Origin of the sequence: Catenovulum agarivorans YM01, assembly GCF_000281085.1 — a bacterium.
Taxonomy (GTDB): Bacteria; Pseudomonadota; Gammaproteobacteria; order Enterobacterales; family Alteromonadaceae; genus Catenovulum; species Catenovulum agarivorans.
The window spans coordinates 35759-56781 of sequence record NZ_JH767539.1 but is presented as its reverse complement, the minus strand read 5'-3'; the positions used below and the strand labels follow the sequence as shown (position 1 = coordinate 56781).

The following is a 21023-nucleotide window of genomic DNA, read 5'->3' as shown; positions in this document are numbered from 1 at the left end:
ATTAGCAAGCGGAGAGTGATTGGTGTATCGGTGGAATGGTCGTTCGAGTATTTACGCACTTATCGCATTTGCGTTTGGTATGCTGGCTACGTATTGGCTGTATCAGAACAAACTCACTGAAGTTCAACAAGCTTCTCTCGCTGTGTTTGAGAAAGAAGCCGAACTTAGGGCTAAAGACATAGAATCTGAATTTAAGCGCTCTTTTTTTCAAGTCGCATCCGTTGGTAATCTATTTTCATCATCGTCCTGGGTTGATCATCAAGAATTTATCCATTTTGTTGAGCGGGTGTATCCTGAATTCCCACAAGGCAGAAGATTGTCGATTATTAGCTATCTTGATACACAAAAGTTACCTCAGTTTATTGATAGGATGCGTGGCAACACCGAGGTTTATTTTAAAAACTTTCACTTATTTGACTTTCGCCAACAGAGTAGGCTTTCGCCAACAATAGAGGGGCAAAAAACAATTGTGTTGACCTATAGTTATCCGATTGCTGACAAACTCAATTTTTATGGACGAGTGATTAATAATTGGTCGCCAATCTACTCTAAGCTGCTGCCAGTAATAACAGATAAAAAAGCATTAATTACCGACTTAGCTGAGCCAATTGTACCAATTACTTTAAAACCATTTTTTCTATATTTATATCCAATAATAAAACTTGATGAGCAGGGTCAGCAGGCATTAGCTGGCATAGTTACTTCTAGTCAATATATAGTTGATGTATTCAAGAGTAATTTGGTTGCAGAGCAACAAGGTAAATATGACTATGTGGTTGAAGATAGCAATGGCAACCAATACCTGTACCCAGAGCAAGTGTATGTTCCAGCAGAGAGGGCGCAAATCTATAACAATGCTACAACCGTGTTTAGCCATCCGATAGATATAGTCGGAAACCAATGGCAATTATTTATTCTGCCAAAACGACCTTTATCTGAGCATTCTAACGAATTATTATCAAATATTTGGTTATTCGGTTGCATAATCTCTGTAACTTTGGCCATGCTTGCTAAAGTGATTTTTGTCCAGCAAGAAGTACTAGCTCGTCAGGTATCAATAAAAACTAAACAACTTAAAAAACAAAATTTAGAGTTAGAAAATGCAGTTGAGCGAGCCAATCAAGCGGCAAAAGTTAAGTCTGAATTTTTGGCGAATATGAGCCATGAAATCAGGACGCCTTTGAATGGGGTTGTTGGTTTTACCGAAATATTAAAAGACACAGAGCTAAATAAAGAGCAATCTGAGTATCTCAATAAAATGGAGTATTCGGCTAAACATTTAATGACTGTAATAAATGATATTTTAGATTTTTCTAAAATAGAATCGGGCCAAATCGAATTAGAACAAGCACCTATGTCTATCTACAGCATCATAGACTATGTGCAAATGTCTTTCGAAGATTTAGCATTACAGAAGGAATTATATTTCATTATAAATATTGCGGATAATTTCCATCCAGACTTGATGGGAGATTTAGTCAGGGTTAATCAAGTACTGCTTAACTTATGCTCAAATGCATTTAAATTTACCAGTAGTGGAGGCGTAACTCTAGATATTTGGATGAACAAAATTGTTGAAGAGCCAGAATGTTATCAAGTCAGTTTTAAGGTCACAGATACTGGTGTTGGCATGAAACCAGAAGTAGTTGCTAAACTTTTTCAAGCTTTTACTCAAGCTGATACTTCAACTACTAGGCGTTTTGGTGGCACAGGTTTAGGTCTGACCATTAGCCAAAAGCTATGCCAGTTAATGGGCGGTGAGATTGAGGTTGAAAGTGAAGAGGGGGTGGGCAGTACCTTTACTGCTAGGATGAAACTCAGACAAAATAATAAAGTTTTAATCTATGATGGTGAAAAACAATCCTTGGCTAGGCCTATTGAAGTCTTGATCATTGATGATAATCAAATGTCTTTAAGTGTGTTATCTCAATTTGTCGAGAATATGAATGCGCGAGCAACGCCTGTGTTAAATGCGACACAAGGGCTCAAATTAGTTGTTGATGACCCACAACGCTTCGATTTAATTTTACTCGATTGGGCTATGCCGGAAGTAGATGGACTGCAATTTATGTTAGAGCTGGTTAAGCTGGATTTAAAGAAAAAACCTCAGGTTATTGTGATCACAGCTTACAATATTGCAAAAATTGAACATGCCGCAAAAAACTTACCCATTTTAGCTATTATGCAAAAGCCATGCAGCGAAAAGCAGTTATTTTCTTGTATTGAAAAAGGTGTTATTGAAAAAAGCAATGAGTTGGCACTAGCGCAGAATGAAAAACAGTCACTTGAAGGCATTCATATTTTGGTTGTTGAAGATAACGAAATTAATCAAATAATTATTCAGCAAATATTAGAATCGGAGGGCGTGAGTACCCAAGTGGCGAACAATGGTAAGGAGTGCTTGAGCTTTTTGTTTAACGAGTCAACTTTTGACTTAATATTAATGGATATTCATATGCCGGAAATGGACGGTATAGAGGCGACCAAGCAGATTAGACAGAGCGCTAATATAAAGATTTCGACGCTCCCTATTATCGCACTTACAGCCAATGTGATGCCCAAAGATGTGAAACATTATCTATCTTCGGGCATGAATGCTCATATATCTAAACCTATAGATAAAGAGCAGTTAAAGCGAACGATTTTACAATTGGTCTAAGGTTTAGTGTTTAAACTATCAAGTTTGCGATTGTCCTAATGCCGACACCTGTTGCGCCAGCAGCATATAACTGTGTATCTGCCTGATTAAACGCCGCAGCTAAGTCAATATGTAGCCAACCAGTGCCTTCTTCATTAACAAAACGGGATAAAAAACCGGCAGCGTTCGATGCGCCACCTGTACCACCACCTTTTACCGCACGACTATTGGCTGTTTCTGCGTATGGAGAAGGGCACCTGTCACGATGAAACTTTTCTAATGGGAGTGGCCAAACACCTTCGTTGCATTCTTCGGCTACATCTATTGCACGTTTAAGCATTTGTTTATCCAGCGCAAATAAGGCATTGTAATCTCGGCCCAAAGCAACACTTGCTGCACCGGTTAAAGTAGCAGCATCGATTATATGTTTAGCGCCAAGTTCAGTCGCTAAAATAAGTCCATCGGCCAATACTAATCTTCCTTCAGCGTCAGTATTAACGACTTCAACAGTTGTGCCATTTTTATAGGTAATTATATCGCCTAGCTTAACTGCATTGCCCGCCACTAGGTTTTCTGCACAACATAAAATAAGCTTGATGCGCTTACTACTGCCTTGCAAAATTGCTAATGCCAGCGCACCTGCTACTGTTGCCGCTCCACCCATATCGCATTTCATACTGAGCATACCTTCTGACGATTTAAGTGAATAACCGCCGCTGTCAAAGGTGATGCCTTTGCCGACCAAAGCATAATCAATTGGCGCATTGTCATTGCCAGTTGGGTTGTAATCTAAAATTAGCATAACTGGTGGTTTAACGCTGGCACGGCCAACAGTGTGGGTGCCAACCCAGCCGTGCTCTAACAATTCGTCACCAACTAATATCTCGCTAGACACATAATCAGGTGCCAACAAAGATATAAAGCTTTGTACTTGCTCTGCTAAACTTAGTGGATAAATGTCTTGTGGTGGTAGGTTAATAAGTAATTTTGCCCAATCATATACTGTTTTATAATCTTGCAAAATTGGTGCGCCAACCGCGGTCCATTCAACATCTTGCTTAAGTTTTGCTGTTGTAAAACCTTGATAAAAAGCCCATTGTTGCTCAACACTCCAAGGACCGGCTAATTTAATGTTATTTACGCCAAAGCTTTGAATTTTTCGTGCGCATGTTTGAATTAATTCTAACTGTTCGGATTTTTTAAATGCACCATGGATCACAAAACCGAGTTCAGTGGTGGAAAGAATAGCTTCGTCACCCCAAAGTGCTGTTGGGGTGTCGTTTGAAAGAGATGCCTGTAGTTTGTCCGTCATTGTTATTAACCAAAGTGATTTTTCACTTGGGTAATATACGCTTTTTTTTGCGACTCAGCAGCCGCTAATTGCTGGTTAAATTTAACCATAACTCCTTACGGTGCAAAGGGGTCGCTTTTGGTAAGTATGGGTTTTCCAGGCGAATAGCGCGGCGTTGACTTAGCTTGACGCCCTCAAGCGTTGCTTGTATTTCAGGACTACCATAAAAATATTCATCAAATTTACCGTCTGCTAAGATAGCTTCCATTCCAAATTCAAGATCTTTAGCTAATGCTGGATAATGTTTGGACACAAAAAAGTAGGTAGGCAAGGGATAAATAATCACTAGATCTTGTTCGATTGCCAGTGGTAATTCCGGGTGGCTGTTTACCTCTACTATCGCTTCGCTTGCACCTCGAGGAAAAGCGTCAAAACGGTCGCCATCCAACATAAAATACAAATTATTTTTTTTATTCGATTTAATAACTTTTAATCCTGCCGCTTCAAGAATTTTTGTATCTTGCCAACGATGCCCTTGGCCGAACTTAATTTTTTGTAAGTCTGCGGCTGTCTTTATTTGACTGAATCTTGCTTGATCGCCGCTACGGATTAACAATATTCTGTGACTCATAAGGCCACGATATGTATCTATTCGAACAGGGATGTAATCCGACTCCATTTTTTCAGACGTACCACCCCAAGTCACATGAATACTTCCATTTTTCATGGACTCTAATGCGCGAGATTTTGATAACAATTCGTCGGTGTCGGTTAGTCTGTAAGTTTTATCTGAATATGACAGTGCGAGTTCAAGTAAGCCTGTCATATAATTGCTTTTTGCGTTTGATTTTTTGTTGGTTACAACATCAGTTGCAGCAACGAGGTTACAACTCCAACTTGAAATGACAATTAGCAGTAACGAACGAATTGTTTTTAACTTGTTTATTTGCACCATAATACACAAAACCTTAAAGAGTTATTAACACTCTAGACCAAATATACTGATTTTGCCTAACGTTGTCTATCGGTGGCATCGTTATTTTTATTAGCGTTTGCTTCCATCAGGTGCTGGAGTTGGCGTGTCAACGCATTCGTATAAAAAATTAATGTATATTTTATGTAAACTCTATCTCGCGGTTAAACTTGCGTTAAATTTAATTATGCAAGTGATTATTTATTCGAACTTTAGTTTTATATAAAAAATATTTAAGGTTGAATGGACACTAGATTCATTAGGTTCTGTTTAACCATTTAATTAATATTTATATTAATCATGATGTTAAGTCGTTAATTCAGATTTAGCAATGTTTAAGCCAGCTCTAAATTTCGATGGAAATGATATTTTACTTACAAAAATGCATACGTATTCAAATTGCCAGACCTAGGTTTAGTTAGGTATTAATGTATGTGATTTAAATGTTACTTAAATGTTTCTTTGAATCTAACAAGCATACATACACATGACAAAAACCGAGGGATTAAAATGAACAAAAAACTCACACAAGCGGTGAAGGGCGCACTTGCGGCCGCCGTATTATCAACCACTTTTTCCAATACAGCGTCGGCAGACGTAATGTTACATGCATTTAACTGGCAATATGACTCAGTTACTGAGCGTGCTGATGAAATTGCAGCATTAGGCTACAAATCAGTTTTAGTGTCACCACCTTATCTTTCAAATCCAAGTAGCTCTTGGTGGGCACGTTATCAGCCATTAGATTACCGAATTTTGTTAGGCCCTTTAGGTAACAAACAAGACTTTATCGATATGGTAAACGCTCTAGAAGCACGTGGCGTTAATTTATATGTTGATGTTATTTTTAACCATATGGCTAATATGGGCATGACCAAAGGGCAAGAGCAATATCCAGGATTTGATGTTAATACGCCTGAATACAATGCGAACAAACTATATGGCGATTTGTCAGGTGGTTTATTTGGCCCGGGTGATTTTCATGATGGTGCAAATGCAAATTGTATTTCTGATTGGGGCAACTGGTGGGATTCAACTTGGAACCGTTTATGTGGAGCGGCTCCAGATGTTGGTTTACCAGATTTACGTGGCGAAGCGACTGATGGCTCCGGCGAATGGATACGTACTAATCAAATCGCTTACTTAGAAGCGTTAAAAGCTTTGGGCGTTGATGGTTTCCGTATTGATGCGGTTAAGCACATGAAGTGGGAACATTTAAATTGGGTATTTAACTCAGATGTATTAGATGGTATTCACGTATTTTCTGAAATTATTTCGCACAGCAGTGCGGACGACAGTACTTATTTACAGCCATATCTAGATAATACTGATGTGCGCATGGGCGCGTACGATTTCCGTTTATTTAACGATATTGACCACGCTATGGATGTGAGTGGTAGTTTGTCTGCGTTAGCTCAACCGAACACCTTACCAAACGATAGAGCTGTTACCTTTGTAATCACTCATGATATGCCACAAAACGATGGTTTTAATGGCTTCTTATTTTCGGAAGAAGACGAAAAGCTAGCCTATGCCTATATTTTAGGTCGTGATGGTGGTGTGCCATTGGTTTACACCGATAACAATGAAACAACTAAATTTAACGGCCGTTGGGTTGATGCATATAAAGATGTTGATCTAACTAGCATGATTAATTTCCATAACACAGTGCAAGGCACTACTATGGAAGTCTTGTCTTCTGATGGCTGTGTTATCTACTTCCGTCGTGGTGATTCTGGTTTAGTTGGTATAAACAAATGTGGTAATGCGGTTACTCATACACTTAATACCACAGGCTTAAATGTAGGTACTTACACAGATCAAATTTCTGGTTCAACTTTAGACATTTCTGGTGCTAGCCAAGGCGTAACAATTCCGGCTCGTTCGGCTCGTATGTGGTTAGGCGGCGGAAACCCACCTCCACCACCTCCGGCTGCTTGGTATTTCAGTGGCACTGAAAACCAATGGGGCGCTGATGTTATGACCCAAGAAGGCAGTGTTTATACTATCACTAAAACTTTTGGTACGGGTGATGCGAACGGCGGACCTCGCTTTAAAGTACGTGACTCAAATACTAACTGGAACAATAGCTGCCCAACTGCTGATTTTACCGTAAATGCTAATACGACTTACAAAATCACTTTTGATCCTGCTGTAGCAAACTGCGCTGGGTTATCAGTAGAAGTTGAGCAGCCAATCACGGGTGGTTCATGCCCAATTACTTTCAGTTGTGCAAATGGTAATACCAATATGGGTGACAGTGTGTATGTTGTTGGTAGTGCTACTGAGTTAGGAAGTTGGGACGCGGCGAGCGCGGTTAAGTTAAATCCAACTAACTACCCAACTTGGGAAGGCACAGTCAACTTGCCTAAAAACACTCAAGTTTCATGGAAATGTATTATTCGTCAAGAAGATTCACCATTTACTGTGCGTCAATGGGAGCAAGATCCGAACAATAACTTTAACACAGGTAATTGTGACGTGACTCAAGCTCAAGGTAGTTTCTAACTTTGAAATGATTTAACAAGTTCCGATAAACTTGCTTAAAACAAAGTCCGCGGTTTGGATTAACGCGGGCTTTTATTTTTGCTTATCCCGAGTTCAGCTTACCTTTACCACTCGCTTACCAACTTGCTTAAACGCTAATTGATCATGCAGAGCTTGGGTGATAGCAGAGGCGTTAAAATCAACAGGGATCACTTCAAGTGTTTGCAACTCTCCTTGTTGCACTTCTTCAATTAAACTTTTGCCACACATACTCATACATTGTTGTGCACATAAACTTTTGGTTAACCATGCACCGCCTAAAGCAACAATACTGATATTCGGTGCTTTCCTAAATAACATATTATTGTCTAGTGGTGGTAAACCATTTAAGCAGGCAATGCGGCCACAAAAGCGCATCATTTCAATATTACGTGCAGTGTTTTCACCACCTATGGTATCTAACACAGCATCAAACTGGGTTTGGCCAATTTGCTGTTGTATGTGTTTAGCAAAGTCTTTCTCTTTATAGTCAAACACCATTTCTGCACCGAGCTTTTGTAATAATGCATGATTCTTTTTCGAAGCACTTGCATATACGATTGCACCACGTTTTGTTGCAAGTTGGATTGCATATTGACCAACAGCACCGGCACCACCATCAACAAAAAATAAATCACCTTGTTTAATTTGCATTTTATCTAATGCAAATATCGCAGTTAATCCAGCACAAGGTAATGTTGCTGCATCTTGTGGTTCAATATTGTTTGCAACCGCGGTTGCTGCGTAATTGGCAATTGTGGTGTATTCACTTAACACACCTTGACCAGACAAATCAGCATGCCACATGATACGCTCACCGACACCAGGGGATGCGCCAACAGGCGCTTCAACTACAGTGCCAACCGCGTCTAACCCAAGAATATGTGGATATTGCCAATCTGGAAATCCTTTTTTAGCCAATTTAGCATCTACTGGATTCAAACCTACATACTCAACTTTAACCAATAATTCGTTATCAGCTGGAGTAGGGACAGGCAATTCAACTTCAACTAATTTAAAGTTTTCATTAGCTGATTCAAGCGCTATGGCTTGCATAAACTTGGGTAAATTTTGCATGATTAACGACTCCACATACCGCTAAAAGCTTTGTACGTTGTAACTTTAGCTAACATTAGGTTAATTTTAGCATCTACTGCAGACTGTTTGGCAAGTAAAGCATCTTGCCGAGCCGACAATAAATCTAAATATGGAACTTGTCCTTCTTCATACATAGCTTGTGCTTGGTTTAACGCATTGTCTGCAAAACCCAATCTGGCATCTGCATATTCGGTATGCTTTTGCGATTGTGCCAAACTATTTAATGCGACTTGAGACTCGGCAATTACTTCAACAATGCTCTGTTGGTAATTGTCGTAAGCCGCTTTTGCTAAGGTCTGTTGCGCATCCGCTTGCTGCTTAAGCGCAGGCCAACTCAAAATAGACCAGCTAATACTTGGGGTAACCGACCAAGCATCATCACTTGTCGATAAACTCACATTCGTTGGGTTTAATAAGCCAGCAAAACCACCAATCGAAATATCCGGCCACAGCGCGGCTTTAGCTGAATCAGACAAAGCCGTTTGTTGCATAAGTTGATAATATGCTTGGCCAATTTCTGGGCGCAGTAATAAAGCTTGTTTGCTGTCGGCTATGTCTAACTGAGTGGATAATCCATCAGCGAATAGCTCAGGTTCAAAGTTAAGCTTAATTTGCTCTGGTGTGGTTGCTAAAAACACAGCAATGCTTGCTTGCAAGTTAAACCTTTGATTGTCTAACTGTGGCAATATTGCGAGTTGTTGATTTAACTGAGCATAGGTTCTGTCTAAATCTAAATTAGACGCAAAACCTTCTTCCACACGTGCTTGCAATACTTCAACACTTTCTTCTAACGCTTTAATTTGCGCTTGAACAATTTGTTGTTTGAGTGACAAACCTTGCCACTCAATAAAGCTGCGGATAACACCAGAGGTGACTTGTGTATTGATTGCCACTTGAGTTTCATATGCACTCGCTTTTGCCGCATGCGCCGCATCTACAAGGGCGGAAATGCGGCCAAATAAATCAAGCTGCCAAGATAAACCAACGCCAAAGCTGGCTTCTTCACTAATTTGATTGGCAACAGATGCGCGGGTCGCTTCAGCATTTAATCCACCTTGCGGTAAATATTGCGCTTCGCTGGCACCTAATCTCTGTTGCGCCGCCAAATAACGTTTTGCCGCGCTTTGCAAATTAAGATTATTTTGCTGTGCTTTTACCACCAAGGCGTTTAACTGTTCACTTTGATAGTTAAACCACCATTGTTTGTTTTGGCTCATTTCGCCTGTTGCTTTGTTTTGTTGCAACAGAGGGTGGCTACTAAAATAACTATGTTTAGCTGTTTCTGTTGCCACTTGTTGCTGGTAATCGGCCGTACTGCTACAAGCTGCCAATAATAAACTGGTTGCAACTGCAGCAAATATCGCTTTTGGCTTAGTGTACAAGTTGTTCATTTATTTCGACTCGCTTGATAAACTTTCTTTCGATTCAATGGTTTTGTCTGTTTCTTTTGCAACTAATGCATAGAACACAGGAGTGAATAATAAACCAAACACAGTAACCCCAATCATGCCTGAGAATACAGCGACACCCATGGCTTGACGCATTTCTGAGCCCGCACCAGATGCTAATACAAGTGGCACTACACCAGCAGTAAAGGCAATTGACGTCATTAAAATAGGGCGTAAACGTAAACGACCTGCTTCAATAATGGCTTGCAGTTTTGAGATTCCTGCATCTTGTTGGTCTTTGGCAAATTCAACCATTAATATCGCGTTTTTACAGGCAAGGGCTACCAATACAATTAAACCTATTTGGGTGAAGATATTATTGTCGCCACCAACTAACCAAACACCGGCAAGCGCTGAGAATATCGTCATAGGTACAATTAAAATAATCGCCAATGGTAAACGCAAACTTTCATACTGAGCCGCTAACACCATAAATACCAGCAACACAACTAACGGAAAGATATATATCATGGTATTGCCCGCTAATATTTGTTGATAAGTTACTTCTGTCCACTCGTAAGCCATTCCTTCAGGTAAGTTTTCAGCCAATACTTGTTCAATCGCTTGTTTAGCTTGGTCACTACTATAGCCAAAAGCAGGGCTACCATTTAATTCAGCACTCGGATAACCATTGTAATGCATTACGCGATCTGGCCCCGTTGTTGGCGTTACTTTAATAACTGCGCCCAGCGGTACCATTTCACCTCGGTTATTGCGCACCTTTAAGCTCAAAATTTGTTTGGCATCCAACCTATATTCAGCATCAGCTTGCGCTGTTACCTGATAAGTACGGCCAAACATATTAAAGTCGTTTACATAAACTGAGCCTAAATAAACTTGCAAGGCGTTAAATACTTCAGTTAGCGGAATGCCTTGTAATAAAGCTTGTTCACGGTCGATATCAATGTCCATTTGTGGCACTTGAATACGGAAGCTCGAAAACAAGCCCATTAATTCAGGTCTTTGATTACCCTCAGCCATCACTGTTTGTAAGCTATTAAATAAAGTTTCAAAACCTAAATTTCCTCTATCTTCTAGCTGCAGTTTAAAACCACCTGTTGTGCCTAAACCCAATACCGGTGGTGGTGGGAATACAGCGACAAAAGCTTCATCAATAACGGCGTAACGTTTGTTTAATTCAGCGGCAATAGCTGCGGCAGACATACTCGGGTCTTGGCGTTTATCAAAATCTTCAAGTGGGGTGAAAATTACTGCACTGTTTGGACTATTGGTAAAGCCGTTAATATTTAAACCCGGGAAGGCAACTGTATTCGCCACACCTGGAACTTGTTGAGCAATTTCTGACATTTGCATAACTACAGCTTCGGTTCTGTCTAAGCTAGATGCGTCAGGCAATTGTGCAATCGAAACCAAATATTGTTTATCTTGTGCTGGGATAAAGCCACCCGGAACTGCATTAAACAGACCGCCAGTTGAGGCCAATAAACCAACATAAACCACACCAACAACAGCTGCAAAGCGGATTAATTTTTTAATGGTAAATTGGTACGCATTGGCACTGCGATCAAATAAACGGTTAAAGGGTTTAAATAACCAATTAGCGAACAATTTATCTAACACACGGGTTAATAAGTCAGGTTTAGCCCCATGCGGTTTTAACAATATTGCAGACAATGCCGGTGATAAAGTTAACGAGTTAACCGCAGATATTATGGTTGAAATGGTAATGGTTAATGCAAACTGTTTGTAGAACTGTCCTGTTAAGCCGGTAATAAATGCGGTTGGAATAAATACCGCACACAATACCAGTGCAATCGCAATAATTGGCCCTGTTACTTCTGTCATCGCAACTTTAGTCGCTTCAAAAGGCGACAAACCATTGGCGATATTACGCTCAACGTTTTCAACAACTACTATGGCATCATCAACAACAATACCTATGGCTAATACCAAACCAAACAAAGATAGGGTATTAATACTCACACCTAACCATTGCATTACCGCAAAAGTACCAACTAAAGATACAGGTACAGCAATTAGCGGTATGATGGATGCGCGCCAAGTTTGTAAAAACACCACAACCACAATAACAACTAAGATAATGGCTTCAATTAGGGTTTTAATTACCGCTTCAATTGAACCACGCACGAATACAGTTGGATCGTATACTATGTCGTAGGTCATGCCAGCCGGAAATTCTTTGGCCAATTCAGCCATAGTTGCACGAACTTGATCGGATAATTCTATTGCATTTGAACCCGGGCGTTGGAAAACCGGCATAGCAACAGCTTGTTGGCCGTTTAATAACGAGCGCAGGGCATAACTGTCTTGACCAACTTCTACCCGTGCAACGTCTTGTAAACGCGTAATTGCGCCATTTTCACCAACTTTAATGATAACTTGTTCAAATTCTTCAACACTCTCTAAACGACCTTTTACGTTTAGCAATAATTGAAATTGTGCATCACTCGGCACAGGTTGCGAGCCTAAACTACCAGCAGCAACTTGACGGTTTTGTGTACGCAAAGCAGATACGACATCTGATGCGGTTAACTGTTGTGCGGCTAGTGCGTCAGGGTCTAACCACACACGCATAGCATATTTACCTCCACCAAATACACGTACTTGACCAACACCACCAATGCGTGCAATTTGGTCTTTTACATATAAATCAGCGTAGTTAGATAAATAGTCAGAAGTGCGCGTTTCATCTGGCGAATATAAATGCACCACCATAGTTAAGTTAGGTGAAGATTTTTGCGCAATAACACCTAAACGCTGAACTTCTTCAGGTAAACGCGGTAATGCAGCATTTACCCGGTTTTGAATACGTTGCTGTGCTTTATCTAAATCTGTGCCTAAGGCAAAGGTAACAGTTAGAGACATACGACCATCACCAGTTGCTTGAGATGACATGTATAACATGCTCTCTACACCGTTAATTTCTTGCTCTAACGGCGTTGCAACTGTTTCAGCAATTACTTTTGGATTAGCACCAGGGTAAGACGCACTCACCACAACTGTTGGAGGCACAACTTCAGGGTATTCACTAATAGGTAATTGGAACAAAGAGATTGCGCCGCCAATGAAAATTATCATTGAAAGCACGGCCGCGAATATCGGCCGCTTAATAAAAAAATGTGAAAAGTTCATGAAGTAGCAGACCCTTATTGCGCTTGAGCCGTTAATAATGTTGTCGCGCCGTCTTTATTCGGCAGAAAATGTTCAAGTGTTAAAGCAATTTGTGACGTATCTAAATGGGTAACTTGTGGCGCAATTGGCATACCTGGACCAACACGTGCAGGTCCGTTAACCGCTATAGTATCTTGCGGTTGTAAACCAGAGGTAATGGCTCTAAATTCACCATATCTATCGCCCAAAGTAACAGGTCGGTATTGCAAAATGTTTTGTTCATCAACAATTAATACAAAACGATTTTTTAAATCTGTACCTAAGGCTTTTTCCGGTATCAACACTTGTTCAGTGGCTTTTTGCCCAGCAATTTTTATCCGTGCAAAGGCACCTGAGCGTAAATCACCATCTGTTTGGCTAAATACAGCACGTACTCGCAAAGTGCCGGTTGAAGTATTAATTTGGTTATCGATAAAGTCGACTTCACCTTGGTGTGGGAAGCTGTCATTACCTAACAACTGCATAACCACAGATAAACCTGCTTGATAGGCTTGTTGACCAAAGTGTTGATTCCAAGTGCGTTCATCAATATCAAAGTACGCATACATTTTTTCATCTGAAACTATGCTAGTTAATACACTTTGATTGGCGTTTACCGTATTACCTTTAGTAATTTCAGCGCGTGATATAATGCCATCAATTGGTGAGCGTACTTGGCTAAACTCTAAATCAAGTGCAGCTGTGTTTAACTGAGCTTGAACTGCAGCAATATGGGCTTCACTTTGTTTAACGGCTGTAGTGCGCGCTTCCGCTTCTTCGGCTGAAATTGCATTGCGACTACGTAATCTTTGTGCTCGCTCAGCTTCATTCTGTGCTTGCTCAAAAGCTGCTTGTGCGCTGGCTAATTCAGCTGTTAAACGTGCAACTTGTGCTTGGAATGGGCGAGGGTCTAAGGTAAATAATAATTGACCTTTTTTAACCAACTGGCCTTCAGTAAACTCAACTGAATCTATTACCCCTGAAACACGTGGGCGTAAGGCAATTCTTTCTGGCGCTTCTAAGCGAGTTGAATAGGTAAACCAACTTTGTAATGGTTTATATACCACTTGCGCAACTTCTATTGGTAAAGCCATTTGCTGGCCCGCTTGTGCTTGCTGGCTCTGCTCCGGTTGGCTACAAGCTACCACTGAAATAGCAAAACCAGTTGCGATAACCAGCTGGGTGATAGTCTTATTTAATACGAACATATTTTTTCTCCTAATATCAATGACACCATATTAAAAACTGACCAAGCAAAGAAAAAGCATTCATTTTTCCATTTATTAGTGCCACAATGGCAACAATAGATTTTGTGTTTACGCTTTCATAGGCAATGATATGGATACAACCAGTCGAATTTTAATGTTTCTTGAAGTGGTCGAGCAGGGCTCGTTTGCTAAAGTTGCCGAACTGAGAAATATAGATAGATCCGTCGTTTCAAAACAAATGAATAAGCTCGAAGACGACTTAGGCGTGCGTTTGTTAAATCGTTCAACTCGCTCATTCTCGCTAACGGCTGCGGGCTCTGAAATGTTAAAAAAAGCCAAAGAGTTAAGGGATTTACTCGGTGAAACGCTAACGATTGCGCAAAACTACCACACAGAACCTAAAGGCTTATTAAAAATTACCAGCTCAACCATTATCGGCAAACGTTATATTTTACCTGTACTGATTGAGTTTCAGCAGCGCTTTCCACAGGTGCAAGTTGAAATGCGCCTTGAAGATAGATTGGTAGATGTAGTGGGAGAAGGCTACGATTTGGCATTTAGAGTAGGGCCTCCACGCGATTCAAGTTTAATTTCACGCGCAATTGCGCGTAACCGTATGCTGATAGTTGCCGCGCCAAAATTTTTGCAAACATACGGTGAACCCAAAACTATGCAAGAGCTAGCGAAATTACCAGCTGCGACTTATGCTAGTGATGGTTTGCGAATATCCGAATTACCTTACTTTGACGATAAAGGCAATGACACGACAATTGACATAAACAGTGTGTTTAGAGCTAACGACGGTGATGTACTGATTGCCAAAGCTGTCTCTGGCACAGCCTATTGTGCAGTACCTGCATTTGCCATTAACGATGAAGTTAAAAGTGGCGCACTCAAACCCATTCTAACCCATATTAAATTACCAGATTATCATACAGTGCAAGCCGTATACCCGCACAGGGGATTACCAGTGCGCACCCAGTTGTTTTTGGAAGCGGTGCGAGATTATATTGGCAAAGGTATTCCTTGTTGGGAAAAGAATATTCCAGGTTTTGAAAATATGTATGGCTTTGAAGTTAAAGAAGCGAGCCCTATAGGTCGGTGGACGGCATAAAGATATGGAAATTATTTACCAACTAAACACACATCAAATTAGTCAGCTGCATGTTTTATATCAATCTGAATGGTGGACTAAGGGTAGGACGCTTGAACAAACTAAACAATGTGTTGCGGGTTCTCAAATAATAGTTGGATTGGTTGATTCTAGTGGAAATTTACAAGGGTTTACCCGAGTTTTAACTGACTATATTTTTAAAGCGCTTATTTTTGATGTAATAGTTGCACAGCCGCATCGTGGTAAAGGGGTAGGTGAGCTATTAATGAATGCTATTAAGCAGCATCCCGCTTTGTCTCACGTGAATAGTTTTGAATTGTACTGCCTGCCTGAAATGTTTGAGTTTTACCAGAAACATGGTTTTTCAGCTGATGTTGGTGATATACAGTTGATGCGATTACCGGTTAGCTAAAGGAGTTTACTCTGATATCAATTTTGTCTGAAGTGCATCACTGAGCCAATCACCTAGTTTGAAATTTTGTGGTATTTTATGATTCCATTTGATTTTATTTGATCTTTTTTTGGTTGGTTGTTACATTTTCAGAAAATCATACAAACGTTAAGGATTGATAAATTGAACAGAATACTCAGTAAAGTTTTCCCATTGGTGGTGTTATTTACATTATTTTCTGGCTGTGCTGCTACATCACAACAAGGGCATAAAGTTGACCTAACCGACCGAACAAAACCTCAACTTGTTAAAAGAGTACCACCTAAATATCCGAAAAGTGCCGCTAGATCTGGTGTGCAAGGGTGGGTGAAAATGTCTTTTGATATTAGTAAAGAGGGTAAGCCAGTCAACATTTTGGTAATCGACTCTTTGCCTAAGCAAGTATTTGATGACGCAGCAAAAGAAGCGTTATCGCAATGGTTTTATCAACCAAAGGTGGTCAATGGACAGCCACTAGATACAAAAAATTACACGATGAGATTAGATTTCAGTTTAGGTAAATCTAACTAACAAGCTTTTCAATGAAGATATAAGCTAACCACAGCTTTACTGTGGTTAGCTATCAATGGTTATTCGTCAACTAATTGCCAAGTTCGAACCCAATCTACTTTCATAGTATTGCGCGTCTCATCTAACAGATCTGTTTTAGCTGGCAATCCACCCACCCAAGATGAGTCTTGAGTCCATAAATCCCAAATAATATGCTGTTCCAACGTAAATTCTTGGGTTGAAGTCACTGAGTTTACCGGCTCACCGTTTAGGTAAAACTGCACTGTATGTTCATCTTTCCACCAAGCGCCATATACATGGTAATCTTCATTCCATGGAACGCCACGTAAAGTATTACCCTCTGATAGCTGGTTGCTATGCGAGGGTTTTTTATCACCCGCACGCTCTACAACCCCGTTTTTAACAATAAAATACTGGGAGTGCATTTCCAATGGGTATCTGTCGTATTTAGCACCTTTCATTGAAGGGTTTGAATTATTTTCAATGATATCTATTTCGTCGTGGTTGTTAGAATCGCCATTGTTCAACCAGTAGGTGTTGTAAGCCGAAATGTGTGCAGTTTTAATGCGGCTTTCTGTGTACATTGGAAATTTTATTTTAGCCTTAGAGCGTACTCTGGCAGTTTCAAACCATTGGTCGGCACTGCCTTCATCTAGGGTGGCTTTGATCCACAAATAACCATCACTGACACCTGCATTTTTAGCCATCATATTGACTGGTGTACCACCATAATTCCAAAAAGTTTTCATCCATTTAGAGTCGTCCCAAATATCAAACTCGTCAGACAGGTTTTCAACTTTTTGCCACTTTTTCCATCAGGAGTGTTGTCTTCAAAAGATACAAATGAAGGGTAAGCAGGGTTTGCCGTGTTTACATGAATTACTTTAGCTTGCGGTTGCTCTGGTGCCTCTGGCTCTTTTGGTGTTTCAGGCTCTTCAGGTTGAGAGATGACGGGGTCTTTTCTCTCTTCAACTTCGGCTTGACTAGTTGAGGCACATGCTGTTTGCAAGGCGATAGTGATTATAGATAAGCAGCTAGGTAATAATTGTTTAACGTTTGTCATTATTAGAAACACCCTAATTTAAGTAATGCAAATAGATTGTTAGAGTATTTGTGTTGATTGTGAACAATTGTCAATAATTGGTGCTAATCTCTTTGAAACTCAGCTTCTACCTCAATTAAAATTTCATCACCAACAGTTGGTATATATTTATCCAACCCAAAGTCAGAGCGGTTAAATTTCATTTCGGCTGAAAAGCCGATTGTATAACTGTAGGTTAGCAAGTTAGTGCCTGCACCGTGAAATTTAACAGCTACATCAACAGGTTTGGTTACGCCTAAAAAGGTCAGGTTGCCGTTAAATATTAGGGTTTCAGAGTCAATTTGTTTGGCTGAGCTTGTTTCAAAATAAGCTTTGGGAAATTTTTCAGTATCTAACCATTCGTCACTTTTAATGGTTTCTTCAAAGTCATCATCTACAACATCAAGTGATGTCATATCAACCACTGCGCCTAGTTTTGCTTGTTCTGGCTTAGTCGCATCAAAAGCTAGGTTGGCGTCAAACTGGTTAAAGCGACCCACAAAATACGATAAGCCCATATGTTTTACTTTAAAAACAAGTGAGCTATGTGCTGTGTCTAATTGAAAGTCGCCAGATTTAAACACTGCCATATCCGTGGCTAATTTAGGTTGAACCAACTCCAACAGGCTAGAGCAGCTATTGAGCAATAACAGCGAACCGGCGCATACTAAAACTCGGCTAATTCGGCCTAGCTTGCTTGCTTTATTTAAGCTTTGCTGGTGGTTGGTCATAAGCACTAATCCTTAATGTTTTACCACATTAAATCATCCGGAATTGGGTAATCTTTGTACGGGTCGTCTTCGTCTTCTTCAATTTTGTCATTAAGTAACACAATATAACCTTCACCACGTTGTTCAATTTTTTCTGCAACTGCGGCTGGTAACATATAAAACTTGTCGCCTAAGTGGGCTATCGCAACAAAACCATTGGCCAGTTGTTGTTTTTGTTGGTTAGAAACGCGTAAGGTTTTTACTTTGCCGTCAAAACTAAAGTTATGCTCAACATCACCTTTGCTTTCAATAGCGTTCACTTCAATCAATTGTTTTATTTGTGCAGCTATGGCTTTTTGTTGTGCTTCAAGACGAATCTTTTCGTTTTGTTCATCAGATTTTTGCACATTTTGTTGCTGAGTTTGTTGCACAGCTGCTTGCACTTCACGTTTAAGTTCGCGGTTCTTTTTGCTTTTTTTCGAAGCTTTTTTAGCTTGTTTTTGGTTTACAACACCAGCTTGCATAAGCTGTTCTGCGAGTGATTTAGCCATTGTTTGTTCTCGTAATTCAGTTTTTGATTATTCTCGATGAATCTTTACCTAAGCTACTAGAAGATGCATCTTCAAGTAGCTGGGTATATTTGTCGCGTATTGTGCTTAAAGGCTTAACAGTATTCAACCCTCAATCACTTTGCTAAATTGTTTTTTCATATGTTCGGCGATAATCGCTTGTGCATCTAAATTAGGGTGAATGCCATCTTTTAGCATCAAGTCAGGATTAAGCGCCACTTGTTCAATAAAAAATGGGATCAGTGGAATTTGAAATTGTTCAGCAATTTGTTGGTACTGAGCAATAAAGCTGGTTAGGTATCTTTGGCCATAATTCGGTGGAATTTTAATTTCGGCTAAGATAGGTTTTGCACCATTTTCTTGAGTTAATTGAACTAATTTAATTAAATTTTGTTTAATAACAGGGAGCTGAAATCCACGTAAACCGTCATTACCGCCGAGTTCAATAAAAACATAGTCGGGTTGATATTGTTGTAATAGTTTAGGTAAGCGGTTTAAACCACCTTGGGTGGTGTCGCCGCTGATACTGGCGTTAATAATTTGCCAATTGGGTGTGGCTTGGTCGAGTTGACTTGCCCAAGCGTCTTTTAGCTCTAAACCATAACCTGCTGACAAGCTGTCACCTAAAATTAATATTTTGACTTGTGATTGGGCAGAATGAACCAATAAAGGTACACTGAACGTAATGAATAAAATAAACCGAAACCACTTAGCAGATACAGGATTGTACATATGACCACATTATTAAAAGTTGAGCAGATTACTAAAACAGTAAGGTCAAATGGAGAAGATCTCAAGATATTACACCCGATTAGTTTTCAAATAGCTGCTGGCGAGAGTGTTGCTATTATTGGTCGTTCAGGCTCAGGTAAGTCTACTTTGTTAAGTTTGTTGGCTGGATTAGATGTGGTTTCATCGGGCGAAATTAGTTTAGGTGAACACGCGCTGCACAAGCTAAATGAAGAACAAAGAGCCGCGCTGCGCAAACAATATGTTGGCTTTGTTTTTCAATCATTTATGTTGGTGCAAAGCTTAACAGCGCTGGAAAATGTGATGTTGCCATTAGAACTCGCAGGCAAAACGGATGCAAAACAACATGCGCTTGAGCTACTAGAAAAAGTCGGTTTAAAAGAGCGAGGCCATCATTACCCGAATCAGTTATCTGGTGGTGAACAACAAAGAGTTGCGGTTGCCCGAGCATTTGCTAGCCAACCTAAAATTTTATTTGCCGATGAACCTACAGGTAATTTAGATGCTGAAAACGGCAAAATAGTTGAAAACCTATTATTTGAATTGAATCAACAAGCAGGTACAACTTTGGTATTAGTCACACACGACACTCAACTTGCGAAACGTTGTCAGCGCCAATTAACTATGCAAGCAGGGCATTTAACCGAAAGCACAGTAGTAGATGAAAGTGACCAAGTTGCTAGTGATGCAGATGAGCAAGCTACAGATAAAAATGTGCAAGTCGCATAAGATTAAAAGGATTTAGGAGTTTTTAATGAATCAACTAGCTGTGTCGTTTTCACTTTCATGGCGTTTACTCAAACAAGAGTTTAAACGTGGTGAATTAACTATTATGTTGTTGGCGCTAGTGCTGTCTGTCTCCAGTGTATTTGCATTAGCTATGTTTAGTGAACGGTTACAAATGGCTTTGCAGGTTAAAAGCGCGGAATTTCTAGCCGCCGACCGAGTTTTAGAATCATCGCGGGAAATAGACCCAAGTTGGCAGGTTCAAGCGCAGCAATTAGAACTGAATACCTCTGAGCAAATTCGCTTTTCTTCCATGTTATTTGCCAATGATTATATGCAGCTTACAGCAATTCGGGCGGTTGATGAATATTATCCGTTGCGCGGCAAAGTGATGTTAACTGACGCTGCTTGGACATCAGGTCAAGAAACTGAATTAAATGTAAAATCAGGTGAGATTTGGCTCGATAGCAAATCAGTTGCCCAGCTCAAGGTAAAATTGGGTGACTGGATAGAAATTGGCGCAACTAAACTTAAATTCAGTCAAATTATAGATACAGTGCCAGATGCTGATTTAAACGTATTTAACGCCAGCGCCATGGCGATAATGCATATTGACGATGTTGCCGCGACCCAAGTAATTCAGCCAGCTTCGCGTATAGGATATTTATTAAGTTTTTCCGGCGAGTTTGAGCAGTTAACTGAATACGAAGACTACTTAATGCCTTTGTTAAATCGAGATATTCACCGTTGGCGTTCAACTGAATCTGACGAGTCGGCTATGTTAAGGGCAGTCGAGCG

At 40.1% G+C, this 21023-nt stretch carries 18 protein-coding genes; 7 read left to right on the top strand and 11 right to left on the bottom strand.

Going from position 1 to position 21023, the window contains the following annotated elements; translation table 11 throughout:
* The first annotated feature begins 22 nt into the window (after positions 1-22).
* Positions 23-2659, top strand: a complete 2637-nt coding sequence (locus WSC_RS24470) for a response regulator (protein WP_016957632.1) — start codon at positions 23-25, stop codon at positions 2657-2659.
* Between the two features lie 10 nt (positions 2660-2669).
* Here WSC_RS24470 and pepB read toward each other — a convergent pair whose 3' ends face one another.
* The gene (pepB, locus tag WSC_RS0119455; protein WP_016957631.1) at positions 2670-3950 is read right to left on the bottom strand and encodes an aminopeptidase PepB; all 1281 of its coding nucleotides are present in this window, start codon (positions 3948-3950) and stop codon (positions 2670-2672) included.
* A 64-nt stretch (positions 3951-4014) separates the two neighbouring features.
* A complete protein-coding gene (locus WSC_RS0119445; RefSeq protein ID WP_016957630.1) occupies positions 4015-4884 on the bottom strand; it encodes a hypothetical protein in 870 nt (289 codons plus the stop codon).
* Between the two features lie 528 nt (positions 4885-5412).
* Between WSC_RS0119445 and WSC_RS23460 the strand changes: the two genes are divergently transcribed.
* Positions 5413-7410: a carbohydrate-binding module family 20 domain-containing protein gene (locus WSC_RS23460; RefSeq protein WP_016957629.1), complete on the top strand. Its 1998-nt coding sequence runs from the start codon at positions 5413-5415 to the stop codon at positions 7408-7410.
* A gap of 93 nt (positions 7411-7503) precedes the next feature.
* Here WSC_RS23460 and WSC_RS0119435 read toward each other — a convergent pair whose 3' ends face one another.
* The 4 genes from WSC_RS0119435 to WSC_RS0119420 are packed head-to-tail and all read right to left on the bottom strand — an operon-like array spanning position 7504 to position 14314.
* On the bottom strand, positions 7504-8505 hold the full coding sequence (locus WSC_RS0119435; RefSeq protein WP_016957628.1) for a zinc-binding dehydrogenase: 1002 nt from the start codon (positions 8503-8505) through the stop codon (positions 7504-7506).
* Between the two features lie 2 nt (positions 8506-8507).
* Complete coding sequence (locus WSC_RS0119430) at positions 8508-9917, bottom strand: TolC family protein (RefSeq protein ID WP_016957627.1); 1410 nt, start codon at positions 9915-9917, stop codon at positions 8508-8510.
* Positions 9918-13088, bottom strand: a complete 3171-nt coding sequence (locus tag WSC_RS0119425; RefSeq protein WP_026016961.1) for an efflux RND transporter permease subunit — start codon at positions 13086-13088, stop codon at positions 9918-9920.
* Positions 13089-13102: 14 nt separating this feature from the next.
* Complete coding sequence (locus WSC_RS0119420; RefSeq protein ID WP_016957625.1) at positions 13103-14314, bottom strand: efflux RND transporter periplasmic adaptor subunit; 1212 nt, start codon at positions 14312-14314, stop codon at positions 13103-13105.
* Positions 14315-14444: 130 nt separating this feature from the next.
* Between WSC_RS0119420 and WSC_RS0119415 the strand changes: the two genes are divergently transcribed.
* The 3 genes from WSC_RS0119415 to WSC_RS23455 all read left to right on the top strand — a co-directional run bounded on the left by WSC_RS0119415 (position 14445) and on the right by WSC_RS23455 (position 16389).
* Positions 14445-15428 (top strand): LysR family transcriptional regulator, encoded by a 984-nt coding sequence (locus WSC_RS0119415; RefSeq protein WP_016957624.1) that lies wholly within the window; start codon positions 14445-14447, stop codon positions 15426-15428.
* A gap of 4 nt (positions 15429-15432) precedes the next feature.
* Complete coding sequence (locus WSC_RS0119410; protein WP_016957623.1) at positions 15433-15840, top strand: GNAT family N-acetyltransferase; 408 nt, start codon at positions 15433-15435, stop codon at positions 15838-15840.
* A gap of 162 nt (positions 15841-16002) precedes the next feature.
* On the top strand, positions 16003-16389 hold the full coding sequence (locus WSC_RS23455) for an energy transducer TonB (protein ID WP_016957622.1): 387 nt from the start codon (positions 16003-16005) through the stop codon (positions 16387-16389).
* Positions 16390-16448: 59 nt separating this feature from the next.
* Here the strand turns inward: WSC_RS23455 and WSC_RS23450 are convergent, their stop codons facing one another.
* From WSC_RS23450 to WSC_RS0119385, 5 genes are all read right to left on the bottom strand, one after another.
* Complete coding sequence (locus WSC_RS23450; protein ID WP_016957621.1) at positions 16449-17138, bottom strand: LamG domain-containing protein; 690 nt, start codon at positions 17136-17138, stop codon at positions 16449-16451.
* Positions 17135-17452: a hypothetical protein gene (locus tag WSC_RS25395; protein WP_016957620.1), complete on the bottom strand. Its 318-nt coding sequence runs from the start codon at positions 17450-17452 to the stop codon at positions 17135-17137. The genes WSC_RS23450 and WSC_RS25395 overlap by 4 nt, the downstream gene beginning before the upstream one ends.
* Before the next feature lie 83 nt (positions 17453-17535).
* Positions 17536-18201: a YceI family protein gene (locus WSC_RS0119395; RefSeq protein ID WP_016957619.1), complete on the bottom strand. Its 666-nt coding sequence runs from the start codon at positions 18199-18201 to the stop codon at positions 17536-17538.
* Positions 18202-18221: 20 nt separating this feature from the next.
* Positions 18222-18731 (bottom strand): DUF2058 domain-containing protein, encoded by a 510-nt coding sequence (locus WSC_RS0119390; protein ID WP_016957618.1) that lies wholly within the window; start codon positions 18729-18731, stop codon positions 18222-18224.
* Between the two features lie 123 nt (positions 18732-18854).
* Positions 18855-19481, bottom strand: a complete 627-nt coding sequence (locus WSC_RS0119385; RefSeq protein ID WP_016957617.1) for an arylesterase — start codon at positions 19479-19481, stop codon at positions 18855-18857.
* On the opposite strand from WSC_RS0119385, the gene WSC_RS0119380 reads away from it, so the two are divergent.
* Both WSC_RS0119380 and WSC_RS24460 read left to right on the top strand, forming a co-directional pair.
* Positions 19482-20228: an ABC transporter ATP-binding protein gene (locus tag WSC_RS0119380; RefSeq protein WP_016957616.1), complete on the top strand. Its 747-nt coding sequence runs from the start codon at positions 19482-19484 to the stop codon at positions 20226-20228.
* A 25-nt stretch (positions 20229-20253) separates the two neighbouring features.
* Positions 20254-21023 (top strand): ABC transporter permease (locus tag WSC_RS24460; RefSeq protein ID WP_040395210.1); only part of this gene is annotated, 770 nt, incomplete at its 3' end.

Bases quoted from the DNA above. Each gene is read 5' to 3' on its own strand.
- pepB (WP_016957631.1), bottom strand. From the start codon at position 3,950: ATGACGGACAAACTACAGGCATCTCTTTCAAACGACACCCCAACAGCA.
- WSC_RS0119445 (WP_016957630.1), bottom strand. From the start codon at position 4,884: ATGGTGCAAATAAACAAGTTAAAAACAATTCGTTCGTTACTGCTAATT.
- WSC_RS23460 (WP_016957629.1), top strand. From the start codon at position 5,413: ATGAACAAAAAACTCACACAAGCGGTGAAGGGCGCACTTGCGGCCGCC.
- WSC_RS0119435 (WP_016957628.1), bottom strand. From the start codon at position 8,505: ATGCAAAATTTACCCAAGTTTATGCAAGCCATAGCGCTTGAATCAGCT.
- WSC_RS0119430 (WP_016957627.1), bottom strand. From the start codon at position 9,917: ATGAACAACTTGTACACTAAGCCAAAAGCGATATTTGCTGCAGTTGCA.
- WSC_RS0119425 (WP_026016961.1), bottom strand. From the start codon at position 13,088: ATGAACTTTTCACATTTTTTTATTAAGCGGCCGATATTCGCGGCCGTG.
- WSC_RS0119420 (WP_016957625.1), bottom strand. From the start codon at position 14,314: ATGTTCGTATTAAATAAGACTATCACCCAGCTGGTTATCGCAACTGGT.
- WSC_RS0119415 (WP_016957624.1), top strand. From the start codon at position 14,445: ATGGATACAACCAGTCGAATTTTAATGTTTCTTGAAGTGGTCGAGCAG.
- WSC_RS0119410 (WP_016957623.1), top strand. From the start codon at position 15,433: ATGGAAATTATTTACCAACTAAACACACATCAAATTAGTCAGCTGCAT.
- WSC_RS23450 (WP_016957621.1), bottom strand. From the start codon at position 17,138: ATGAAAACTTTTTGGAATTATGGTGGTACACCAGTCAATATGATGGCT.
- WSC_RS25395 (WP_016957620.1), bottom strand. From the start codon at position 17,452: ATGACAAACGTTAAACAATTATTACCTAGCTGCTTATCTATAATCACT.
- WSC_RS0119395 (WP_016957619.1), bottom strand. From the start codon at position 18,201: ATGACCAACCACCAGCAAAGCTTAAATAAAGCAAGCAAGCTAGGCCGA.
- WSC_RS0119390 (WP_016957618.1), bottom strand. From the start codon at position 18,731: ATGGCTAAATCACTCGCAGAACAGCTTATGCAAGCTGGTGTTGTAAAC.
- WSC_RS0119385 (WP_016957617.1), bottom strand. From the start codon at position 19,481: ATGTACAATCCTGTATCTGCTAAGTGGTTTCGGTTTATTTTATTCATT.
- WSC_RS0119380 (WP_016957616.1), top strand. From the start codon at position 19,482: ATGACCACATTATTAAAAGTTGAGCAGATTACTAAAACAGTAAGGTCA.